This is a genomic window from Pseudomonas sp. NFACC05-1, from assembly GCF_900100135.1.
Taxonomy (GTDB): domain Bacteria; phylum Pseudomonadota; class Gammaproteobacteria; order Pseudomonadales; family Pseudomonadaceae; genus Aquipseudomonas; species Aquipseudomonas fluorescens_Q.
Genome location: NZ_FMTR01000001.1, coordinates 332,763 through 354,984, shown reverse-complemented (window position 1 = coordinate 354,984; position 22,222 = coordinate 332,763). Strand labels below are relative to the sequence as shown.

Sequence of the window (22,222 nt, the reverse complement as noted above, 5' to 3'; positions counted from 1 at the left end):
AGGCTTACATGAGCACCCCCACGACCCTCGCGATCAATGACTACCTGCCACCCCCGAGCAGCCTGAGCCGAGTCCTTGGCAAGAGCTTTCGTCATCGTGGTTTCGCCATCGGCGCGGTGTTGTTGCTGATCATCTTCGCCGGTGCACTCTTCGCCCCGTGGCTGGCACCTTACGACCCTTATGCGCAAGACGTGATGCTGCGCATGAAACCGCCGGTGTGGATGGCCAACGGCACCTGGGAATACATCCTCGGCACCGACAAGCTGGGCCGTGACTACCTGTCGCGCTTGCTCTACGGCGCACGGATTTCGCTGTTCATCGGCATCGCGGCGGCACTGATTTCCGGCTTTATCGGCACCGTCATGGGGCTGTTGGCCGGTTACTACGGCGGCAAGGTCGATGCGTTTATCAGCTACCTGATCACCACCCGGCTGGCGATGCCGGTCGTGATGGTCGCGCTGGCCTCGGCCTCGCTGATGGGCGGTTCGCTGAAAGTGGTGATCGTGCTGCTCGGTTGCCTGTTGTGGGATCGCTTCGCGGTGGTGGTCAGGGCTTCGGTGCAACAGATTCGCGATGCTGAATATGTGGCCTCGGCCCAGGCGCTTGGCTGCTCGACCCTGCGCATTCTGGTCAGTGAAATCCTGCCCAATCTGGTCGGCGCGCTGATCGTCGTTGCGACGCTGGAAATGGCCCACGCGATCCTGCTGGAGTCGGCCCTGTCGTTCCTCGGGGTTGGCGTGCAACCGCCGACGCCGTCCTGGGGCTTGATGATCGCTGAAGGCAAACCCTACATGTTCTTTTCCCCGTGGGTCATCGCCATTCCCGGCGTCGCCCTGATGATTCTGGTGCTGGGCATCAACCTGGTCGGCGACGGCCTGCGCGATCTGATCCTGCCCGACGGTCGCAACTGATAGACGGCCTTACTAATAGAGGGTACCGGACATGGCACTACTCCATGTTGAAAACCTGCGCGTGGACATCCCCATGGGCAACAGCCCGACGCCGGATGACATGCTGCATGCCGTGCGCGGTCTGGATTTTGAAGTCGAGCGCGGTGAAATGCTGTGTATCGTCGGCGAATCCGGCTGCGGTAAATCCCTGACCTCGCTGGCGCTGATGGACCTGTTGCCACGCAAGGCCAGACGCACCGCGTCCCGGCTGACGCTGGACGGCATCGACATGCTCGGCCAGAGCGAGCGGCGCATGTGCGACCTGCGCGGCAACCGTCTGGCGATGATCTTCCAGGAACCGATGACCTCGCTGAACCCGGCCTACAGCATTGGCGATCAGCTCAGCGAAGTACTGACCCAGCATCGCAAGGTGTCACGCAAGGATGCCCTGGCGCGCGCCGCGCAGATGCTGGAGAAAGTCGGCATCAGCAATGCCACCGAACGCTTGCGCCAGTACCCGCATCAACTGTCTGGCGGTTTGCGCCAGCGGGTGATCATCGCCATGGCGTTGATGTGCGAGCCGGACCTGATCATCGCTGATGAACCCACCACGGCCCTGGACGTGACCATCCAGGCGCAGATCCTGCGCTTGATCCGCGACATTCAGAAAGAGTTCGGCCTGGCGGTGATTTTCATCACCCACGACCTTGGGCTGGTGGCACGGATCGCCGATCGGGTCGCAGTGATGTATGCCGGGGAAATCGTCGAAACCGCCCCGGCCCTGCAACTGTTCGAGAATCCGCAGCATCCGTACACCCGTGGTCTGCTGGCCAGTATCCCAATCCCTGGCCGGACCAAACCGGGTGAGGCACTGGGTTCGATTCCAGGGCTGGTACCGAGCCTGGTGGGCGAACAGCAAGGTTGTGCGTTCCGCAATCGTTGCGCCCAGGCGATAGCGGCCTGCGCGCAAGACATCCCCGAAATCGAACAGGACGGCCACATGGCCCGCTGCCTGTTCGCCGCACCGGCCCCGGCGCCGATTTGCCTTCAAGAGAGGGCACGGTCATGAAAAAAGACATTGCCTTGGAGCTGTGCGACATCCGTCGCGAGTTTCGGATCAACAAGGGCTTTTTCAAACCCGCCGCCACCCTGAAAGCCGTGGATGGTGTTTCCCTGCGCCTGATGCGTGGCGAGACCCTCGGTCTGGTAGGTGAGTCCGGTTGCGGAAAAAGCACCCTGGCAAAACTATTGCTCGGTCTGTTGGCGCCAACCAGCGGCGATGTGCTGATCAATGGCAAACATCTGGCAGCGACGGATCGCAAGGCAATGGCCCGGCACATTCAGCCGATATTCCAGGACCCGTATTCCTCGCTGAACCCACGCAAGACACTGCGCGAAATCATTACCCTGCCGCTGATCGTGCATGACATCGGCAGCCCGGCCGAGCGGCGCAAGAAGACCGAAGCGATGCTCGATGTGGTCGGCCTGCCCAAGCGCGTCATCGACAGCTATCCAAGCCAACTGTCCGGCGGCCAACGGCAACGGGTGGCCATTGCCCGGGCGTTGATCATGCGTCCTGACGTGTTGATCTGCGACGAACCCACCTCGGCACTGGACGTTTCGGTGCAGGCGCAGATTCTCAACCTGCTGCAAGACCTCAAGCGCGAATTCGGCCTGACTTATCTACTGATCAGCCATAACCTGGCGGTCATCGAACACCTCGCCGACCGGGTCGCGGTGATGTACCTGGGGCGCATCGTCGAAGAACGTAGGCGCGAAGCGTTGTTCGCCAAACCCGGCCACCCCTACACCCGCGCCTTGCTGGATTCGGTGCTCACGCCCGATCCGCGCCTGGGTATTCCCGAAATCGGCCTGCACGGCACCTTTCCCAATCCGATGTCACCGCCCTCCGGTTGCGCCTTCCATCCACGCTGCCCGAGCTGCTTCGCTCCCTGCAAAACGGCCTACCCGGCCAATGATCCGATTATCGGCGGCAACGTGCGTTGCCACCTCCACGACAGTCCCGCCCAAACACTGGAGCTTGTCCACTCATGAGTCGTTCACTGGCCATCAGCAACACCACCGAGCAATTCGATAACGGCGCATTTTTCAACCTGCTCGAACGCAGCGTCGCCTTGCACACCGAAAGCCAGGCAACGGACAGCCGGCCCGAGTTGTATCGCTACCTCCATGACTTCATTACCCCGCATGTCGAGGCGATGGGCTTCAGCGTCAAGATCTATGACAACCCAGTGGCAGAGCGCGGCCCCTTCATGATCGCCACGCGCATTGAACATCCGGAACTGCCGACCGTGCTCAGCTATGGTCACGGTGATGTGGTACGCGGCTATGACGCGCAATGGCGTGAAGGCCTGTCGCCGTGGCAAGTCATTGCCGAAGGCGATCGCTGGTACGGCCGCGGCACGGCGGATAACAAAGGCCAGCACCTGATCAACCTGACCGCGCTGGAGCAAACCCTCAAGGCTCGCGACGGCAAGCTGGGTTTCAACGTCAAACTGCTGCTGGAAATGGGCGAAGAAGAAGGCTCGCCGGGCTTGAATGCATTCTGTGCCGCGCACAGTAAAGAGCTCGCCGCGGATGTTTTCATCGCCTCGGACGGCCCGCGCCTGGCGGCCTCACGACCGACGATTTTTCTCGGTTCACGCGGAGTGTTCAACTTCGAGCTGGTGGTCAATCTGCGCGAAGGCGCTCATCACTCCGGCAACTGGGGCGGATTGCTGGCCAACCCAGGCATCATCCTGGCCAATGCCATCGCGAGCATGGTCGATGAACACGGTCGGGTGAAAGTGGCGGGCCTGATGCCTGAATCACTGCCTGAGCCGGTTCGCCAGGCACTGGCCGACATTGATGTCGGTGGCGGACCGGGCGATCCGGACATCGACGCCAACTGGGGTAACCCGGAGCTATCCCTGAGCGAAAAAGTGTTCGGCTGGAACACCCTCGATGTCATCGCCTTCAAGACCGGCAACCCGGATGCTCCTGTGCATGCGATCCCCGGCAAGGCCAACGCCCACTGCCATATCCGCTTCGTGGTGAACAGCGACTACACGACCTTTATCCCGGCGGTGCGCGCCCACCTGGATGCCCATGGTTTCAGCAATGTCGAGGTCAAGCAAAGCCGCATCGACGTGATGCATGCCACGCGGCTGGACCCGCAAAGCCCATGGGTCAACTGGGCGCTCGGCTCCTTGACACAGACCACCGGCAAAAAACCCGCGCTGCTGCCAAACCTCGGTGGCTCGCTGCCCAACGATGTGTTCGCCGACGTGCTCGGCCTGCCAACCTTGTGGGTGCCGCACTCGTACCCGGCCTGCTCACAACATGCACCGAACGAGCACTTGCTGGCACCGGTGGTCAAGGAAAGCCTGCAAATCATGGCCGGGCTGTTCTGGGACCTGGGCAACGACGCGGCACGCCTGACCCAGGAGCATCAGTTGCGGGAGCAGGCGCAATGAATGCCACTGCACAACCGGCGCTGGACTGGCTGGCTGACCAGCGCCCAGCCATGGAAGCGCTGCTGCAGCGTATCGTCGACACCGACTCCAACAGCTATGACAAGGCGGGCGTCGACGCCGTGGGGGCGCTGCTCGCGGCTGAACTGGAAGCCGACGGCATCCTGCTCGAGCGCATGCCGGTGGAGGGTTTTGGCGACGTGATGCTCGCCGAAGTGCCGGGCGAACCTGGCAAGCCAGTGCTGTTGCTGGGCCATCGCGACACGGTGTTTCCCAAAGGCACCACCGCGACGCGCGGCTACAGCCGCGATGGCAACCTCGCCTTTGGCCCCGGTGTCGCCGACATGAAAGGCGGCCTGGTGCTCAATTGCTTCGCGCTCAAGGCACTCAAGCGCGCCGGAGCGTTGCCCTATCCGGTGCAGGTCCTGTACACCGGTGACGAAGAAATCGGCTCCGGCAGCGCCAGAACCCATATCGAACACGCCGCCCGTGCCGCCCGCGCCGTGCTCAATACCGAACCCGGCCGGGCCAGTGGTAACGTGGTCAGCGCACGCAAAGGCGGCGCCACGCTGATCATCGAAGTCAGCGGGCGCGCGGCGCATGCCGGGGTCAATCATGCCGACGGCGCCAGCGCCATCGAGGCCCTGGCACGCAAGATCGTCAAGCTCCATGCCTTGACCGATTACTCGGCAGGCATCACCACTAATGTGGGCCTGATATCCGGAGGCACGTCCAGCAACACCGTCGCGCCTAGCGCCTGCGCGCGACTGGACGTACGCTTCATCGAACTCAAGCACTGGGATCAAATCCTTAGCGCAATCCTGGCCATCGTCGCCGAAGAAGAATTGATCGGCACCCACGCCATCCTCAAGGAAGCGACTACTTTCCTGCCGATGGAGGCCCGTCACAGCGAACGGCTGCTGCAGATCTACCAACAAAAAGCCCTGGCGCTGGGTTTCAGCGTCGAAGGCGAGTTCACCGGCGGTTGCGCCGACTCCGGGTTCACCGCCAGCCTGGGCATTCCAACCCTGTGTGGCCTCGGGCCGGTGGGGGGCAAGGTCCACACCGATCGTGAATACCTGGAGCTGGACACGCTGGTGCCTCGCGCCCAAGCATTGGTGGCGACCATCCTGGCTGTCGGTGAAAGCGGTTGATGGCCCGGTTTCAAGCGTCCCATGGGGCCACTGCGTCAACGTCAATGGCGTAGCGTTCAATAGCCTCGGCACAGACACTGGCGTCCAGACGCCCCTCATGCACCAGCGAGGTCAGCGCACTCAGGACGATCTGGTGGCGGTCCACTTCGAAGAACCTGCGCAGTTGGTGGCGGGTATCGCTGCGGCCAAACCCGTCGGTGCCGAGCACGGTGTAACGGGCATCGAGATAACTGGCGATCAGCTGGGGCAAGGCGCGCACGTAGTCGGTACAGGCAATGATGGGCGTCGAGTCGTGGAGGCATTCCTGAACATGACTGCATCTGGCGGGTTGCCCGGGATGCAGGCGATTCCAGCGCTCCACTTCACGCGCATCCCGGGCCAACTCGGTGAAGCTGGTCACGCTCCAGACCTGGCTGGCGATACCCCAATCGCTCGCCAGCAACTCGGCGGCGGCCATCACTTCGCCCAGGATGGCGCCGGAACCCAACAACCGGACACGTCCACGCGCATCCTCGACTTCATGCCGGGCAAACAGGTACATGCCCTGGATAATGGCCTGTTCGACACCTTCAGGAAGGTTGGGCTGCGGGTAGTTCTCGTTCATCAGGGTGACGTAGTAAAACTCGTCCACCTGGCGTTCCAGCATCTGGCGCATGCCGTGATCCAGGATCACCGCGAATTCACCCGCGAACGCGGGATCATAGGCGCGACAGTTGGGCACCATCGACGCCATCACGTGACTGTTACCGTCCTGGTGCTGCAAGCCTTCGCCCCCCAGGGTTGTCCGCCCCGCGGTGGCGCCCAGCAAAAAACCACGAGCCCGTTGATCCGCCGCCGCCCAGATCAGGTCGCCGATGCGCTGGAAGCCGAACATCGAGTAGTAGATGTAGAACGGCAGCATCGGCAAGCCATGCACCGAATAGCTGGTCGCCGCTGCCACCCAGGAACTGATCGCCCCCGCCTCGCTGATGCCCTCTTCGAGAATCTGCCCGTCCAAGGCTTCCCGATAACTGAGGATCGAACCGATGTCTTCCGGCTCATAACGCTGCCCCACGCTGGAGTAGATGCCGATCTGCTTGAACAGGCTGGCCATGCCGAACGTACGCGCTTCATCCGCCACGATCGGTACGATGCGCGGCCCCAGTTGCTTGTCCCGGAGCAAGCCGCTGAGCATCCGCACGAAGGCCATGGTGGTGGACATTTCCTTGCCTTGGGCGGCGATGGCAAACCCGGCGTAGCTGTTTACGTCAGGCACGGCCAATGACGCGCAGGTCGAAGATCGCGCAGGCAGGTAACCGCCCAATGCCCGGCGCCGTGCATGCAAGTAGCGCATTTCCGCGCTGTCGTCGCTCGGCTTGAAGAAGCTCAGCGAGGTGGCCTGCTCATCGGTCAATGGCAGGTTGAAACGGTTGCGGAACGCGATCAACGCCTCACTGTCGAGTTTCTTCTGCTGGTGCACGGTCATCTTGCCCTGCCCGGCGTCGCCCATGCCGAAGCCCTTCTTGGTCTGGGCCAGGATAACCGTCGGTTTCTTGCCCTCGAGCATTGCGCTTTGATACGCGGCAAAAATCTTCACCAGGTCATGACCACCGCGTTTGAGGCGGTCGATCTGCTCGTCGGTCAGGCCTTCGGCCAAATGCGCCAGGGCTTCGTCCTGGCCGAAGAAATGCTCACGGTTGAAGCGCCCATCCTTGGCCGCGAACGTCTGGAACTGGCCATCGACCGTGGCCGACAAGGCCCGGACCAACACGCCGTCCTTATCTCGGGCAAACAATCTGTCCCAGTCGGAACCCCAGACCAGCTTGATCACGTTCCAGCCCGCACCGCCGAACAACGCCTCGAGCTCGTCGATGATGCGACCGTTGCCACGCACCGGGCCGTCCAGCCGCTGCAGGTTGCAATTGACCACCCAGACCAGGTTATCCAGCCCTTCGCGCGCCGCCAGGGTCAGTGCCGACATGCTTTCCGGCTCATCCATTTCACCGTCCCCAAACACGCCCCAGACGGTGCGCCCCGAGGTCTTTTGCAGGCCGCGGTGCTCCAGGTACCGCATGAAACGCGCCTGGTAGATCGAGCTGATCGGACCGATCCCCATGGAGCCCGTCGGGAACTGCCAGAAGTCCGGCATCAACCAGGGATGCGGATAACTCGACAACCCCCGGGCGCCATTGGCGCGTGCGCCGATCTCTTGTCGATAGTGCTGCAGATCCTTTTCTTCCAGGCGTCCCTCGAGGAAAGCCCGGGCATAGACGCCTGGCGCCGAGTGAGGTTGGTAGAACACCAGATCACCGCCGCCGGTTGGGGTGCGCGCCTTGAAGAAGTGATTGAAGCCCACTTCAAACAAATCCGCCGCACTGGCATAACTGGCGATGTGTCCGCCCAATTCGCCATAGGCGTGATTGGCCCGGGCAACCATCGCCAGGGCATTCCAGCGCATGATCGATGCCAGACGCTCCTCCATGGCCAGATCCCCGGGAAACGCCGGTTGCTGCTCAACGCTGATGGTATTGATGTAAGGGGTACCATGGCTGGGTCGCCAGCCGATGTCCGAAGTGCTTGCCACGGCCAGCAGCATGTCGAGGATCTGTTTGGCCCGGCCCGTGCCGCCGTGGGCGGCGACCGACAGCAAGGCCTCGCGCCACTCGGCCATTTCTTCATCCTCGACAGCCCGGGCCGGCCATTGGGCATGGGGATTGGACAGGTTCATAGGCAACTCCTGCTGGTGTCGGGTATCGCTTCAAGGTGGCGCGAGTGGCTCACTCGGGCGAGGCGTTTTACCTGTTCTACCGCCGCAATGACGGAGCGTTCGCCCGCCTCGTCCGGTGCGACCGGATAGAGGCATGGCTGATCAATGGAAAGGTCGTGCAAGAAGCGCTCATCCAGTTCACCGAGCACCACAAAACAGTAGTCACTCTTGGCCACTTGCACGCCAACCAGCTTGCCATTCACGGTATTCACCGTATCGACATGGATCAGCGCAACATTGTCAAAACAGCTGAACCCCTGATGGATCAAAGCGATATGGTCGCTATCGAGTCCGCTCACGATGACCACGATACGCGTACAACTGGAAGGCTCGCGCATCCACTTCATTGTATGGATACGACCCTCGGCGGTTCGGCTCATAAGCGTTGCCTTTCTGGTTTCAACTGGCGAATTGACGAGGACTGGGTTAAATGACGCCACGCGCCTGCAGCACGCTTTTGGCCAGGCTCCGGGTCGCCGATAACACTTCTTCCACCTGTCGATCCATCGCCGCAGTGGATGAGGCTATCGTTCCCAGTTCGAGGACGCGCAGCGGATGGCCGCAGACGGATCCCAGCCAGGTCAGGCCAGGCACCGTGCCGACTTCCAGTAAAAAGCTGCCGTGGGGGACGCAGCGCAACAGTTTGCTGGCATAACACGCGTCGCCCCCGGCGGACGGCTCCGGGCTGGAGCCGACCCGTAGCCAGTCGACCAGCAACACCTCGGATTGCTTGACGGCCAGATAAGCCACCTGGTCCCAGTCATCTATCGTCACGTGCAGCTTGTCGATCATGTATTTGGGCAATGCGGCACTGGTCACGATGACCACCCCGGCATCCGCCGAAGGTTCCTTGATCCAGACTGCGGATTGCGATATCCCATGCATGGCGGTACTCCCGGCGGTTGGGTTGCAGCGGCTTGCTCCGAGCGGCGATCCTGACATTCAACATTGATGCCGACTAAGCCACCGCCTCGTGAGCAAGCGCTCGCCTACAGGTCAATGGCGTGAATCAGCCGTTGCGGAACAGGAAGCTGTAGGCATTCAGCGCCGGCGCCCCGCCCAAGTGCGCGTAAAGCACTTTCGAGCCTTCGGGGAACTCGCCACGGCGGACCATTTCAATCATCCCGTGCATGGACTTTCCTTCGTACACCGGATCGGTCAGCACACCTTCCAGGCTGCCGCACAGGCGAATTGCTTCCAGCGTGCCGTCGTTAGGCAAACCGTATTCCGGATAGGCAAACCGCGTATCGAGCACCACGTCCTCTTCGGTAATTTCGCGGCCCAACTCCACCAGTTCTGCGGTATGCCGGGCGATACGCAGAATCTGGGCCTTGGTTTTCTCTGGCTTGGCCGAAGCGTCGATGCCGATCACCTTCTTCGAACGGCCGTCCGCGGCGAAACCGACGACCATGCCGGCCTGGGTACTGCCGGTCACGGAACAGACCACGATGTAGTCGAACTTGAACCCCAGTTGTTTTTCCTGCTCGCGCACTTCCTCGGCAAAGCCGACGAACCCGAGGCCGCCATAGGGATGCTCGGAACAACCCGCCGGGATCGGGAACGGCTTGCCACCCTGCTCCACGACATCGCTCATGGCCTTTTCCCAACTTGGCCGGATACCAATATCGAAACCTGCCGCGTCCAGTCGAACGTCAGCCCCCATGATGCGCGACATCTCGATGTTGCCCACCCGGTCATACACCGCGTCGGAATAGTTCACCCAGTTTTCCTGCACCAGCACGCACTTCATGCCCAAGTGGGCAGCGACGGCAGCGACCTGGCGGGTCTGGTTCGACTGGATGCCGCCGATGGAGACCAGCGTATCGCAGCCTTGCTCGATCGCTTCGGGAATCAGGTACTCGAGCTTGCGTGTCTTGTTCCCTCCGAAAGCCAGGCCACTGTTGCAATCTTCACGCTTGGCATACAGCTCGACCTTGCCACCCAGGTGTTCACTGAGACGCTTCAAGGGCGTGATGGGAGAAGGACCGAAGGTCAACGGATAACGTTTAAAACGATTCAGGTTCATGACTCTGCTCCTCGATTATTGAATATCCAAGCGCCAGGCCGAGAAGCAAAGGGCTGCATTCCAGGCTCTTCCACGGGGGCTTCGATGAGTTCAATACTAAGAAGAAATCGAAAAATATGTATTGCAAATTATTAGCGATTAAAGAAACATAATTTTCAGCAAAAACCATCAAACATACTTTTACTGCGTAGAAATACATATGAGCGCAATAAATACTCGCAAGAAGCCGACCGAAACAGCCTCGACGCCGCAGCCGCTGGATCGAACCGACCGCGCCATTCTCAAGGCCCTGCAGCGAGATGCCTCCATCTCCAATGTGGCGCTGGCAGAGAAGGTCAAACTGAGCGCGCCAGCCTGCCTGCGACGCGTCGAACGGCTCAAGCAGGCCGGCCTGATCAAGCACATCGTCGCATTGCTGGACAATGAAGCGCTGGATGCGGGGATGGTGGTCTTGATCGGCGTGGTGCTGGACCGTTCCACACCGGAGTCCTTCGCCGCATTCGAAGCGGCCGCGCAAAAAGTGTCCGGCTGCATGGAATGCCATGTGGTGACCGGGGAGTTCGACTACTTCATGTTGATACGAACCAAGGACAGCAACAGCTTCAACCGGCTCCACGCGGAGCAACTACTTTACCTGCCCGGGGTTCGCCAGATTCGCTCGTTCATGGGGTTGCGCCAGGTCTTGTCGACCACCCACATTCCCCTTTGAGGCGCCAGTCAGGCTGGGCAGCTCTTCATTGCTTACTCAGCGAAGCATCAAGAGGAATATCGAGGGTAAAGGTTGCGCCCTGTCCAACCCCGTCGCTGTGCACGGTCAAGCTGCCACCCATTTCCTGCGCGGCCAGCGCGCAGCTGTGCAGGCCAAAACCGTGACCGTCTTTGCGCGTCGTGAAGCCATGGGTAAAAATACGCTTCAGGTGCTCAGGCGCAATCCCATTGCCGTTGTCGGCCACCGTGATACGCAATACTGCCCCGTCAACGAGGGACACGCTGAACGTGACGCATGGGCTGCGATCGATCACGCCGTCCAACGCCTGCTTGGCATTGCCGATCAGGTTCACCAGAATCAGCAGCACCCGGTGCCGATCCAGCGCCAGCAGGGGCAAGTCGGCAATGTTCTTGACCATCGTCACCTCCTGGCGCGCCAGTAATCCAGCACTCATGCGCAAGGCATCGTCGATTAACTCTGCGACCGGCACTGTCTCGACAATACTGACGGCGACGGCATAGGACTGCTGGGCAGCGACAATGGTTTTGATGTGGTCAATGCCCTTGGTGAGTTGCCCAAGTTCTTCGATGATGCCCTGTTGCTCCTCCGTCACCACTTTCGCCAACCTGAGCAGGTAGTCGGGCAGCATCTTCCCTTTGTGGTCCCTGGTGAGAAAATCGCTCAGGTCATGGACGTGTTCGCTCAGCAGTTGAGCCACCTTGCCCAGCCCCTGGGCTTTGGAGGTGCGCATCTGGCTGCTGACCAGTTCTGCCGATACGTTCACGCTGTTGAGGACGTTGCCGACGTTGTGCAGCACAGTCGTGGCGATTTCGGCCATGCCCGCCTGACGAGATTTAGCATTCAGTTCGGTTTGCACCTGGCCCATTCGTAGCGCCGCGCGTACGCGAGCCTTGAGCTCCAGCGGCGAGAAGGGTTTGGCGATATAGTCATCGGCGCCACTCTCCAGCCCGGAGACGCAAGCCTCGCTACCGCCGCGAGCGGTCACCAGGATCACGGGCAAATGGGCGAAACCGGCGCTGGCCTTGATTCTGGCCGTCAAGCCAAAGCCGTCGAGCTTCGGCATCATCACATCCGAGACGACGACATCGATGGGCCGACGCTGCAGGAGTGCCCAGGCCTGCTCTCCATCAGTTGCGGTGGCGACGCTGTAGTCATCGCGCAACAGCTCGCGCAGATAGCTAAGCATTTCCGGGCTGTCGTCTACCACGAGCACTTTGGATCGCAAGGCGTGTTCCGAGTGCTGCTCGCCCGCGTCTTCCATCGGCGCCCGGTCATTGCGACTGCCATGGCGGCCGTCGTCGAAATGCAGGTGGCGCTGCTCGGTTGTGCTTGCTGTACCCGGCGACGATCGCTCGTGCATATGGCTGGTTTCGGCCGGTACAGTGTCTTGCTCGGCCCCCAGGGGAAGTCGAACAAAGAAGCACGAACCCCATCCGGGCTCGCTATTGACGCCGACTTCGCCCCCCATCAATTTGACCAGATCCTTGACCAGGGCGAGACCGATGCCGGTGCCGCTGTAATGGCGCGTGGCGGAATTGTCGATCTGGGAAAAACGCTGGAACAGCAACGGCAGTTTGTCAGGCGCAATGCCAATCCCCGAATCTTGCACCGCAAGTTCGAATCGCTCGCCATCAATCGCGGTCACTGCCACGTGCACGGTGCCGCCAGCGGGCGTGAACTTGATGGCATTGCTCACCAGATTGAGGAGAATCTTCTCGAAGTGCCGGGGGTCCAGGAACACCGTGCCGAGCGCGGGATCAATGCTGCAGGTCAAGGTGCAGCCTTTGCCCTCAGCCACCATGGCGGCATCCTCGGCCAGCACACCCACTGTCTTGTTCAAGTCCACGGGCATCGGACACAACTCGAACTTGCCCGCTTCGGCCTTGGAGAAATCGAGGATGTCGTTCACTCGGTTCATCAAGCGCAGCGCGTTGCGTTGGGCGCGGTCGACTTGCACATGCCAGTCCGCCGGCGGGGTGGTCGCCGCCCTGAGTTGCTCCAACGGAGCGAGAATGAGGGTCAGGGGGGTGCGCAGTTCGTGGCTGACCGTGGCCACGAAATCGCTCTTTGCCTGGTTAGCCGTCTCGGCCTGGTTGCGCGCCTGAATGAGTTCGATGGCCTGCGCCTCCAGCACCTCGGTCTGGTGGTGCAGCGCGTCGGTCCGTTCAGCGACCATTCTCTCCAAAGAGGCCTGGACTTGCTGTCGTTCGGCTTCGGCCTCGGCCTCCAACACCCGGATGCGCAGGGCATTCTCCTGGAACACCCGTACGGCGCGGGTCATGATGCCAATCTCGTCGCCGCGTTCGGCGCTGGCGATCTCGGCGTTCAGGTCGCCAGCCGCCAGCCGGCGCATGACCGAGGCCAGGGCCACGATGGGCTGCGCGACAAATCGCGATGTGCTCCAGGCGATGGCGCCGGCCAGCAGGATGGCGACGGTACCCGCAACGATCGTCGCAAGCATGCCGCGATCATTGTGGACCAAGGCGTCGGAGCGCGCTTGACCAGCGAAGCGCGCTACTAACAGTCCGGCGCTGCGTGCCTCGTTGCGAACCTGGTCGCGCGCGTCGCCCAAGGCATTGCTCGCCTGATGGAACCTGGCGAACGCCGCCCGGTAGCCGGCGATCTGTTCGCTGACTGTCAAGGGCGCCGTCTTGGCTTGCAACCCCACAGACGCAGGGAGAACCCGAGCGAGCCGGGAGAGCTCGTCCAGGATGTGGCCGACAGAGCCAGCGACCTCGGCCGACGGTGACAGGCGAAACGACAAGGTCTGCGCCTCCAGGGTGGCCACACGCTCGGCGAAACGCTTGGACAACGCGGCGGCATTTCGCAGTAAACCGGTTGCTGCCTGAATGTCGCTGGCGTCATGGTCAACATGCCCTTGCACTTCCTCCAACATTGTCTCGAGGCGCTCGGCCGCATCCCCGGCGGCGGCGAGATGCCGCAAAGCCTCGCCTCCCCGGAGCTTGGGCGCCTCGCCAAGATGCTCGACAGCCACGCTGGCAGCGTCGAGCGCCGTGGCCAACTGGTCCAGGGCCTCTCTCTCCTGCGGTGCCCCCATCAACTCGCGCAATTGTTCGACCACGGGGCGGAGTGCCGCGCTGGCGTTCCGTGCCGCGGTGGCAGCCGTCCCGTCACCAGTCACCAGCATCCTGGCCACGTTGGCGGTGATGATCCGTTCGCCGTTGCGCAGGATATCCAGGATGCGATGGGCGCTTTCGATGTTGCTCACCCGCGCCTCGTGCGCAGCGGTGCGGGACTCAAGCCCCTTCATCCCATCAGCGATGCCCTGTTCGACGAGGATCGTCGCCTCTCGCATCCGCCCGTAGTGGGCTGTCATGTTCTCCGTTTCGCCATCCATGGTCAGGGTCGCCGCGCGCAAGGCGGCGATTGCCGCGGCGAGTCTTTCCAGACTGCCTTTGAGCGATTGCGCCTCGGCCACCGGAATGGCGGTGAGGCCGGCGATCGCCGTCGCCACCATACCTTCGGCCTGGGACAGGCTTTCCTGGTCGCGGGTGGCGATGAAGTTTTCCACCCGCCCGGTGGCCCCGTTGACCGAGGCCAGAATTTCCGCGGAATGGCTGGCGGAATCCACCGCACGCACCATGCCTCGCAGGCCATAGAGGTTCACGAGCGATACCACCAGCATCAGGAACACCAGCGCGGCGACCGCCAGGCCAATCCTGACGGCGATGGGCCTGTCTGTGGAGGACTTGAATGTCAACATGGCGCCTCGCCTCCCCGCTCCACGCCTGCCACTACTGCTTCGTCACCTCCGGCAAAGGCGTCGGCGGCGCCGTATTGCTGATGGCCGCGTCAATCATCGCCGCAACGGAAGCCTGGTCATAGGAAGGATTGGCGGCGCCGCCCACCGGCATCGTGGCGAGCCAGGCGTCCAGGTCTTTCCCATCGATACGCACCAGCGGCACTTCGACGAACTTCGGCACCTGCTTGCCTGCCAGAATCTGCTGGGCCACCCAGAAACCCACCTGGGAGACGCTCGGGGAAGCGGAGACAGAGACGGTCTCGTAGCCATTGGCATCGCGCTCCTGTTTCCACAGGGCGAGTTCGTCCTGACGGTTCCCCATCACGATGATTGGCAAAGGGCGTCCCGCCGCCTTGAACGCCATGGCCGCGCCATAACCGTCGCCCCCCTGAGTCGCGACGGCATCAATACTGGGCAGCGACGGCAGCGCCAACGCCACCTCCTTGCGTGCGACAGAAGCCGTCCAGTTCCCGTATACCGTCTTGGCGAACTTCAGGCCCGGATAGTCGCTAGCGGCCTTGCGGATGCCGTCGCTGATGTTTTTATCGGTGGCATCGCCGGCAATGCCGCGAATCTCCAGCAGCGTTCCGTTCCCCTTGAGGCGCCCGGCGATATAGTCCATTTCCACGCGCCCCATGGCGGACCAGTTGTAGTCCACGGTATAGACGCAGGGTTCGGTGACCAGGCTGGCCATGACGACCACCACGATGCCAGCGTTGCAAGCATCGCGGATCACGCCGTTGAGGGCCGTGTCGGACGCGGCCAGGATGACGATGGCGTTGGCACCCTTGACGATCATGTCCTGGATATGGGCCGCTTGTTCCGAGGCCGAGTTATTGGCACTGACCACCGGAGCCTCGCGGATCAAGCCATCCTTTTGCGCCTGGACCGCAATCTCCTGCCAGTTGCGCACCATCACCTTGCGGAAATCGCTGCCCGCGTAGGAGTTGCTGAAGGCAATGCTATAGCTCGCGGTAGGGCCGCCGGCGATACCACCGTCGGCGGCGTGGGCTGGATTGACAGCAACCAGCGCCAGCCCAGTCACGCAGCCGGCCAAGCGCCAGAAGATTTGGTGAGTGTTCGAAATGCGCCGATGGACACGCGTTACCAGACTGCGCATTCGACCATTCAGATAATAGAACCAGGCACGAATAATCAGACACATACAGACTCCTTTCCTTAGTGGGTGACCAGTGAAAACAGTACATTGCCTGCAGTGGCAATGAGCATAGTCTCAACGTGCCCGCTTCGCGCGCGGCCATGGAGGGATTTCAGCCAACTGAGTGCCTCACAGCGCAGTTCACGTTTAGCAGGATTGAATGACCTATGGCAGAAGGGTGATGCCAACCTGCCTGTACATTTTTTGAGCGCCCGTTAAAACGCCCTGCCTATCGGGCATCTGCTCGGTTATCCACAGACATACTCACGGATTTCTTGGATAAGTGGATGGCATCGTGAAGCACGCCTGCCGCAGCGAACCTATGGATTCGATGCCCTGTATTTCGCGAGCTGCAAACCCACCTTTAATGCCCCGACACTTTCAACGGATCAAATTCGGTGTATGACAACATCCAGCCCTTCCGCCTGGTCGGGTGCACGAAAGTAGCTCGTGATCAGGTCGAATTCAGCATCAGTGGCTGCGAAGTCATGCTCGCCACGGGCATTCCTGCGGTGCAGCCTGCGACGGCAGGTGTCATCGTCCACCTCGACGTAGTGAACACGGTGAGGGACTTTCGCAGCGTCAGCCAGGCTGCGTAGCCAATGACGATCTGCCGGAGTGTTGGCAGGAAAATCGAGAATCACGGGAGCCCCCGTCGAGAGCATGTCGATGACCAGCGGCCCCAGGACATCCCGGATCCGCTGCGCATGCAGGATGTAGTCCGCTACCGATTTGATCTGATCAGGGTAGAGCCTTGAAAGCCAGTGATCTTCGCTCAACAAAATGGCTGAATGCTCAGCCTTTAACGATCGGGCCAGCGTGGATTTTCCCGAAGCGATTTTACCGCACAAGAGGTGGAGTACAGGTGTGGGCATGGGACGTGTCCTTATGTCGAGGTCCGATAATGGCCCATCGAATATCATGGGCACAATGCGGTGAATGGCGAATAAGCAACGGACTCGCAGTGTTCACACCCATCAGGAAACATGATGAAGGGCCTGGACACATCAACCCAAGTCAAAGCATCCAGCCGGGAGATGACCGACCTCGGGCCTTGCATACAAATATCCCTGCATCAGCTCGATCCCCATGCCTAGAAGCGTCGAGCTTTCTTCACACGTCTCGACACCTTCGGCAATGACCAGGATATCCAAGCGCCTGGCGACCAGGACGATGCCTTCGACGATCGCTTGTTTGACCGAATCTTGATCGATGCCTCGGGTCAGTGCCATGTCAATCTTCAGCACCTGCGGTTGGAACATGGCCAGCAGGTTAAGGCCCGAATAGCCCGCGCCAAAATCGTCGACGGCGGTCATGAAACCTTGGCGCTCGTACTCCACGAAAATCGATTTGAGGTGCTCGGGGTCTACCACCTTCTCGCCTTCGGTCACTTCGAACATGAGCCTCTCTGGCGGAAAATGGGTCAGGCGCGCCGCTTCCAGGGTGGCCCGGATACATGTCTCCGGCCGGTATACGGCGTTGGGCAGGAAATTGATGCTCAACAAGCAATCGGGAATCTCCAACAGGCCCAGCCTTGCGGCTTCCTCGATGGCTTTCACCCGGCAGGCCTGGTCGAATCGGTAGCGGTTGCTGTCGTTCACCAGCCCCAGGATGTAGCCAGCCGATTCGCCATCGACGCCTCTGACCAATGCCTCATAAGCAAACGCAGCGTGTGTCCGGACGTTGAAAATAGGCTGGAAGGCCATAGTGAAATCAAACCCCAACGCCTCGCGGTTGCGGCATTCGGCGCAGCCAAGCGATTGGAACGGAGGGCGTTTCGTCATGATCAATATTCCGTGGCGGTCGTGATACATTCCTGTGGTTACAAGGAACTGTAGCCGACACCACCAGAGTCGGCGCAGGCCGAAGTTTCTGAAACACTATCGGCCGGCCCCACCGCTCACCTTGATCGGTGCGACCTGTATCAGGCACTGCTGATCTCGAATGCTCAATGCAGCTTAACGGTAAGATCAATCAAGCTGCCTTGAGGCCTGCGAAGGAATCGACACTGGATGCAGAGCTGACGGGATGATCTCAACACTCGCTGTCATGCCTGCGGCCAATTCAACGCCTGCTGGCACCCTATCGATATGGATGCGAACCGGGATCCGCTGCGCAAGACGCACCCAGCTAAATGTCGCCGCCACATTTGGCAGGCCGAGATGACCAGGCAAATCGTTACTGTTCTCGATACCCCGTCCGATGCTTTCGACATGCCCCGACACAGGCAGATCAAAGCCCATCAGCATGATCCGCGCCGGCTTGCCGACGCGGATCTGCCGGATCTTCGTCTCCTCGAAATAGCCAGTAACCCAGAAACTCGCCGCGTCGAGGACAGCAACCGTTGCCGAACCAGCCGTCGCATAGTCACCCGGGCGCAACCTCAGATTAGTGACATAGCCATCGACCGGCGAGCGGATCGTAGAGCGGGCGAGATTGAGTTTGGCGAGGTCCAGAGCCGCTAGCGCTGCTTGATAGGTGGCGCCCGCCACTGCGGCCGCGCCTCCTGTTTGCTGAACATCTTCTTGGGACACGATATCGCGGAGTTGGCCGCGCCGCCGCGCCGCCGCTTGGCGAACGAGCCTATCCTGACGCTTGGCTTCGACGTCGGCTTCGGCCGCCGCCAAGGCGAGCCGGTACCGCTGCGGGTCGATCACATACAGAACGTCACCCCGATGAACATACTGGTTATCAACAATCGGGACGGCACTGACAGTGCCGGAGACTTCCGGTGCGATTTGCACGACATCCGCGCTCACTCGCCCGTCGCGAGTCCAGGGCGTTCGCTCGTGATGGTTCCACGCCCCCAGCGCAATGAGCGTGGCGCCAGCAACGAGGCAAAGAGTCAGGGCATAGCGGCTGAGCAAGGATAGAACTGGCTTCAAGATTAGCGTCCGATTGATGGCAGGTGCTGCACGAGCAGACCGTAGATGAGCGCGAAAATGGCGAGTTCGACGAGCGGCCGGCGAGCGAATAGGCGGTAGATGCCCACCACGCAGAGAACGCGGATCATCGCGACGGTGGCAAAAATAGCGACGAATACCAGCGCCAGTAAACCGGGGATGAGGACGCCACCGACGTCGAGATCAACGATCATGAGGCGCGCTCGCCGTATGACGGGGACCTAGTGCAAATCCAAGGTCCATGAGCAGCTCGGCGATCCGCGAGCGGTCGTTGATCGAGCTGTCAGCGATCATCACCTGCAAGGTCTCGATACGCTGGTCAAAACCGATCGAGTCAACATGATCCGTAAGGTCCCTGGCGCTGAAGTGTGCCGCGATCGCGAAAAGCATTTCACCCAGTTTTTCGGCAATGTCGCCGTCGACCTGCGGGATCATCTTGCGCAGCGATCCAACAGCGTGGCCGACACGCAGATGGTGCAGGGTATCGTCGAGAACATCCGGATAGCCTTTGTTGGACACCCGTAGCCTTGGTAGCAGCAGCGCCGTGCGATCGATCATAAGGTTCGTCCAATACCGGTCATCGGGCACATCACCCAGCGCTCGACGGCTGACGCCCCTGCGACTCAATCGAAGCAGCCGACTGATCGCCGCGTCGACCGGGACGCTCTGGAACAAGGTCATGCTAACCGCCCCGAATCCGACCGCCGCAAAGAGCGCAACAACGGTATTGAGGGATGCCGCGAAGTCGCCGGCGTAGGTGGCGCGCAGCCCCGAAAGGATCGGAATGGTCAGGGTGATACCGAGCGCCATGAGCGTCGTCGGCGGACGCGCTTGCAGGGACCCCGCGAACAGGAACGCCGGTGCTAGCACCATAACAAGGAGAACAAAGTCCGTGACCTGAGGAAGAATGACGAAGCTGTAGGCAAAGCTGATGACCGCCCCATAGATCGAGCCGAGCATATATTTGATGACGTTAGGGACTGGCTCATCGACATTCCCGAACAGCGTGCAACATACGCCGAAAATGGATACGGCCGTCCCGCCCTCGGGCCAGGCCGACCAGATCCAGAAAGCGCAACTGATCAGGATGCCGACGATGGCACCCAACGCGGCCCGGCCCGCCATCCAGCGATCGCGGTGATAGATGTAGCCCTTCGCGGGCTTGGGCCAATGAAGCACTGTCGCCTCGTGTGATTGCTCGGCAGTCACGATGTGGCGCCCCAGGTTGTCGCAGTCTTGGAGCAGGCCGATCATTTCGCCAAGATAACCGGCGAGATTAGCGGCGAGCCTGGCGCCAGACGTTGCGGCGCCTACACCGCAACGTTTGTTGATCGCCTGCGCGCGGGCGATTAAACACATTGCAACGTCCTCCCGGTCGGCCGCCTCGACAGCTGGAATCCACGTCGCGATATCATCGAGCAAAGCGACCAGTTCATCGGGCGAGTTGTAGCCGCCCATACCCAGGGAATGGATCCGGTCCTCAATCTCCGCAGCGAGCGCAAGCAATCGCGCCAGCCGGTCATGGATCAGTTGTACCGACTCGTGCCGCGGCGCAGGGGCCGGTTCATAGGGCAGGTGCGATGCAAGCCCCTGAAGGGCAAGAAGATCCGCCGCGAGCTGGGTCCAGTCGCAACGATTCTCGCTCGGCGTTCCCTTCAAGGCGTCAGCTGCCAGCCGACGGGCGTCCCGCAGCGCTGCCAACAGCTTGCCAATGAACTGACCCGTCATACGTTTGGGCAGGATGTAGCGATGCACTAGAACGGCACACAGTATCCCGATGGAGATTTCCTGGACCCGCACGGAGGCTGTATCAAACATCGCGCCTGGATCGAGGACGCTGGGAAATCCGATCAGGCTCGCGGTATAACCAGCAAGGACAAAAGCATAGGCCCTTGGCGTGCGATCGAGCAGCGAGAAATAAAGACACAGGCCGATCCAGCAGGCGAGCACCACGCTGCATACGATAGGGTCATTCACGAAATTCGGAATGATTGCCACCGTTGCCGCCGCCCCGACGAGGGTTCCCACGAAGCGATAGACACCGCGACTGAGCGACGCCCCAGCAGAGGTTTGCGAGACAATGTAGACGGTCACTATTGCCCAGTAAGGATTGGCAAGTCCTATACGCAGCGAAACATAGTAGGCCAACATCGCTGCGGCAAAGCTCTTCGCCGAAAACAGCAACGCATCCACGTCGGCCCTCATTGCAGGGGTTTGCAGGAGGGACACCATCACGTGCGCTATGCCGACGCCGGCGCTCCCTGGTGGTTTGTTCACAGCGGATAGGATGTTCATGCGAACTATTATTGCGGCGTTGCAAACGCAAATAAATTCAGTATTCTTCCAAAATATCCCTAAAAACTGCCAATTGTATGCCGCTCACGCGATCAGCCGTTTCCGTCTTCGACCCTGACCTCACGGACCGGCCGGCGGTGGCCCGGCAGCTCGACTTTGCAGATCACCAAGCGGAAGTGCCGACACATGTACATCGCAAGGGCCAACTGATCCTCGCGCTGCACGGGGCGGTCACTTGTACTGCGGACAACGAGATCTGGATCGTACCGCCCTACTGCGGCGTCTGGATTCCGGGCGGCGTGCCGCATAGCGCACGGGCGACAGCGAATGCTCGGCTCAATTATCTTTTCGTGAACCCCGGAGCGGCGAAGCTACCCGAGGGTTGCTGCACGCTGTCCATCTCCCCAATGATCCGGGAAATGATTGACCGGCTAGCACAGGAGCCTGCCGATTATCCTTCAGTTGGCCATACCGCCAGGCTTGCGAGAGTGATCCTCGACGAATTGGTCGAAATGCCGCGTGAGCGCTTCAACCTACCCATCTCCAGCCATCCAAAGATTCGTGCGATAGCAGATGCACTGACGCTCGCCCCTTCCGACCGCAGTACGTCAGCCGAATGGGCCAAACGCGTGGCGATGAGCGACAGGTCGCTGTCTCGATTGATGATTCGTGAGACGGGCCTTACGTTTGGACGCTGGCGGCAACAGTTGCACCTTGTTGTTGCACTGCGAGAATTGGCCAGTGGTGCGAAGGTGCAGAACGTTGCAACCGAGCTGGGCTACAACTCGGTCAACGCCTTTATCACAATGTTCAAAAAGGCCCTGGGGAGCACGCCCGCACAGTATTTTGCTCAACGTGGGGCGCAATTGCCGTCGGCTCCAAAACGAATACCGAATAACTGAAATTCATGACTTCGAAATCGCCTGGAGACCACAGTTGGGGGGCAGTTGCGAGGCATGGAGGTGAAACACGAGGTAATTTACGCCAATTACCTACTCAGCCCGCGAACGCTGTGCTTGCCATCAATGGCTCGCCTCTAACGGGTTCATTGGGCCCTAGCTGACTGCAACTAAGATTGCGAAC

The 22,222-nt window shown here is 60.8% G+C and carries 17 protein-coding genes and 3 pseudogenes; 7 read left to right on the top strand and 13 right to left on the bottom strand.

The window, feature by feature from the left end:
* Window positions 1–8: 8 nt before the first annotated feature.
* From BLO97_RS01635 to BLO97_RS01615, 5 genes are read left to right on the top strand one after another with little or no spacing between them, the layout of a single operon-like run.
* Window positions 9–911, top strand: coding sequence for an ABC transporter permease (locus BLO97_RS01635; protein ID WP_092344584.1), 903 nt, complete (start codon window positions 9–11; stop codon window positions 909–911).
* A 31-nt stretch (window positions 912–942) separates the two neighbouring features.
* Window positions 943–1,959 (top strand): ABC transporter ATP-binding protein, encoded by a 1,017-nt coding sequence (locus BLO97_RS01630; protein ID WP_092344582.1) that lies wholly within the window; start codon window positions 943–945, stop codon window positions 1,957–1,959.
* Window positions 1,956–2,945, top strand: coding sequence for an ABC transporter ATP-binding protein (locus BLO97_RS01625; RefSeq protein ID WP_092344580.1), 990 nt, complete (start codon window positions 1,956–1,958; stop codon window positions 2,943–2,945). The genes BLO97_RS01630 and BLO97_RS01625 overlap by 4 nt, the downstream gene beginning before the upstream one ends.
* Window positions 2,942–4,366: a M20 family metallopeptidase gene (locus tag BLO97_RS01620; protein ID WP_092344578.1), complete on the top strand. Its 1,425-nt coding sequence runs from the start codon at window positions 2,942–2,944 to the stop codon at window positions 4,364–4,366. The genes BLO97_RS01625 and BLO97_RS01620 overlap by 4 nt, the downstream gene beginning before the upstream one ends.
* Window positions 4,363–5,517: a M20 family metallopeptidase gene (locus BLO97_RS01615; RefSeq protein WP_092344576.1), complete on the top strand. Its 1,155-nt coding sequence runs from the start codon at window positions 4,363–4,365 to the stop codon at window positions 5,515–5,517. The genes BLO97_RS01620 and BLO97_RS01615 overlap by 4 nt, the downstream gene beginning before the upstream one ends.
* A 10-nt stretch (window positions 5,518–5,527) precedes the next feature.
* Here the strand turns inward: BLO97_RS01615 and mdeB are convergent, their stop codons facing one another.
* The 4 genes from mdeB to BLO97_RS01595 form a co-directional block, all read right to left on the bottom strand.
* Window positions 5,528–8,224 carry an alpha-ketoglutarate dehydrogenase gene (gene mdeB / locus BLO97_RS01610; RefSeq protein ID WP_092344573.1) on the bottom strand — a complete coding sequence of 899 codons (2,697 nt, stop codon included), beginning with the start codon at window positions 8,222–8,224 and terminating at the stop codon, window positions 5,528–5,530.
* Window positions 8,221–8,643: a hypothetical protein gene (locus BLO97_RS01605; RefSeq protein ID WP_092344571.1), complete on the bottom strand. Its 423-nt coding sequence runs from the start codon at window positions 8,641–8,643 to the stop codon at window positions 8,221–8,223. The genes mdeB and BLO97_RS01605 overlap by 4 nt, the downstream gene beginning before the upstream one ends.
* Window positions 8,644–8,689: 46 nt before the next feature.
* On the bottom strand, window positions 8,690–9,148 hold the full coding sequence (locus BLO97_RS01600) for a transketolase (RefSeq protein ID WP_092344569.1): 459 nt from the start codon (window positions 9,146–9,148) through the stop codon (window positions 8,690–8,692).
* 124 nt (window positions 9,149–9,272) lie between these two features.
* Window positions 9,273–10,289: a 1-aminocyclopropane-1-carboxylate deaminase gene (locus BLO97_RS01595; RefSeq protein ID WP_072405082.1), complete on the bottom strand. Its 1,017-nt coding sequence runs from the start codon at window positions 10,287–10,289 to the stop codon at window positions 9,273–9,275.
* A 199-nt stretch (window positions 10,290–10,488) separates the two neighbouring features.
* Between BLO97_RS01595 and BLO97_RS01590 the strand changes: the two genes are divergently transcribed.
* Window positions 10,489–10,998, top strand: coding sequence for an Lrp/AsnC family transcriptional regulator (locus BLO97_RS01590; RefSeq protein ID WP_063321819.1), 510 nt, complete (start codon window positions 10,489–10,491; stop codon window positions 10,996–10,998).
* Window positions 10,999–11,023: 25 nt separating this feature from the next.
* On the opposite strand, the pseudogene BLO97_RS32130 reads toward BLO97_RS01590, so the two are convergent.
* From BLO97_RS32130 to BLO97_RS01555, 9 genes and pseudogenes are all read right to left on the bottom strand, one after another.
* Window positions 11,024–11,365: pseudogene (locus BLO97_RS32130) on the bottom strand (ATP-binding protein); the annotation flags it as partial.
* 519 nt (window positions 11,366–11,884) lie between these two features.
* Window positions 11,885–12,220: pseudogene (locus BLO97_RS32125) on the bottom strand (response regulator transcription factor); the annotation flags it as partial.
* 210 nt (window positions 12,221–12,430) lie between these two features.
* A pseudogene (locus BLO97_RS32120) lies at window positions 12,431–13,480 on the bottom strand (sensor histidine kinase); the annotation flags it as partial.
* 1,294 nt (window positions 13,481–14,774) lie between these two features.
* Window positions 14,775–15,902, bottom strand: coding sequence for an ABC transporter substrate-binding protein (locus tag BLO97_RS01580; protein ID WP_256571549.1), 1,128 nt, complete (start codon window positions 15,900–15,902; stop codon window positions 14,775–14,777).
* 428 nt (window positions 15,903–16,330) lie between these two features.
* The gene (locus BLO97_RS01575; protein WP_092344565.1) at window positions 16,331–16,816 is read right to left on the bottom strand and encodes a P-loop nucleotide/nucleoside kinase family protein; all 486 of its coding nucleotides are present in this window, start codon (window positions 16,814–16,816) and stop codon (window positions 16,331–16,333) included.
* A gap of 132 nt (window positions 16,817–16,948) precedes the next feature.
* Entirely contained in the window at window positions 16,949–17,725 is a 777-nt protein-coding gene (locus BLO97_RS01570) for an EAL domain-containing protein (RefSeq protein ID WP_092344563.1), read from the bottom strand.
* 186 nt (window positions 17,726–17,911) lie between these two features.
* Window positions 17,912–18,826: an efflux RND transporter periplasmic adaptor subunit gene (locus BLO97_RS01565; protein WP_092344561.1), complete on the bottom strand. Its 915-nt coding sequence runs from the start codon at window positions 18,824–18,826 to the stop codon at window positions 17,912–17,914.
* A 2-nt stretch (window positions 18,827–18,828) separates the two neighbouring features.
* Entirely contained in the window at window positions 18,829–19,038 is a 210-nt protein-coding gene (locus tag BLO97_RS01560) for a DUF1656 domain-containing protein (RefSeq protein WP_092142443.1), read from the bottom strand.
* Window positions 19,028–21,139, bottom strand: coding sequence for an FUSC family protein (locus tag BLO97_RS01555; RefSeq protein WP_092344559.1), 2,112 nt, complete (start codon window positions 21,137–21,139; stop codon window positions 19,028–19,030). The genes BLO97_RS01560 and BLO97_RS01555 overlap by 11 nt, the downstream gene beginning before the upstream one ends.
* A gap of 77 nt (window positions 21,140–21,216) precedes the next feature.
* Between BLO97_RS01555 and BLO97_RS01550 the strand changes: the two genes are divergently transcribed.
* On the top strand, window positions 21,217–22,041 hold the full coding sequence (locus tag BLO97_RS01550; protein ID WP_092344557.1) for an AraC family transcriptional regulator: 825 nt from the start codon (window positions 21,217–21,219) through the stop codon (window positions 22,039–22,041).
* Window positions 22,042–22,222: the final 181 nt, after the last annotated feature.

What these genes read in the sequence shown, in the direction of transcription:
- BLO97_RS01635 (WP_092344584.1), top strand. Translation starts at nt 9, where the DNA reads ATGAGCACCCCCACGACCCTCGCGATCAATGACTACCTGCCACCCCCG.
- BLO97_RS01630 (WP_092344582.1), top strand. Translation starts at nt 943, where the DNA reads ATGGCACTACTCCATGTTGAAAACCTGCGCGTGGACATCCCCATGGGC.
- BLO97_RS01625 (WP_092344580.1), top strand. Translation starts at nt 1,956, where the DNA reads ATGAAAAAAGACATTGCCTTGGAGCTGTGCGACATCCGTCGCGAGTTT.
- BLO97_RS01620 (WP_092344578.1), top strand. Translation starts at nt 2,942, where the DNA reads ATGAGTCGTTCACTGGCCATCAGCAACACCACCGAGCAATTCGATAAC.
- BLO97_RS01615 (WP_092344576.1), top strand. Translation starts at nt 4,363, where the DNA reads ATGAATGCCACTGCACAACCGGCGCTGGACTGGCTGGCTGACCAGCGC.
- mdeB (WP_092344573.1), bottom strand. Translation starts at nt 8,224, where the DNA reads ATGAACCTGTCCAATCCCCATGCCCAATGGCCGGCCCGGGCTGTCGAG.
- BLO97_RS01605 (WP_092344571.1), bottom strand. Translation starts at nt 8,643, where the DNA reads ATGAGCCGAACCGCCGAGGGTCGTATCCATACAATGAAGTGGATGCGC.
- BLO97_RS01600 (WP_092344569.1), bottom strand. Translation starts at nt 9,148, where the DNA reads ATGCATGGGATATCGCAATCCGCAGTCTGGATCAAGGAACCTTCGGCG.
- BLO97_RS01595 (WP_072405082.1), bottom strand. Translation starts at nt 10,289, where the DNA reads ATGAACCTGAATCGTTTTAAACGTTATCCGTTGACCTTCGGTCCTTCT.
- BLO97_RS01590 (WP_063321819.1), top strand. Translation starts at nt 10,489, where the DNA reads ATGAGCGCAATAAATACTCGCAAGAAGCCGACCGAAACAGCCTCGACG.
- BLO97_RS01580 (WP_256571549.1), bottom strand. Translation starts at nt 15,902, where the DNA reads ATGCGCAGTCTGGTAACGCGTGTCCATCGGCGCATTTCGAACACTCAC.
- BLO97_RS01575 (WP_092344565.1), bottom strand. Translation starts at nt 16,816, where the DNA reads ATGCCCACACCTGTACTCCACCTCTTGTGCGGTAAAATCGCTTCGGGA.
- BLO97_RS01570 (WP_092344563.1), bottom strand. Translation starts at nt 17,725, where the DNA reads ATGACGAAACGCCCTCCGTTCCAATCGCTTGGCTGCGCCGAATGCCGC.
- BLO97_RS01560 (WP_092142443.1), bottom strand. Translation starts at nt 19,038, where the DNA reads ATGATCGTTGATCTCGACGTCGGTGGCGTCCTCATCCCCGGTTTACTG.
- BLO97_RS01555 (WP_092344559.1), bottom strand. Translation starts at nt 21,139, where the DNA reads ATGAACATCCTATCCGCTGTGAACAAACCACCAGGGAGCGCCGGCGTC.
- BLO97_RS01550 (WP_092344557.1), top strand. Translation starts at nt 21,217, where the DNA reads ATGCCGCTCACGCGATCAGCCGTTTCCGTCTTCGACCCTGACCTCACG.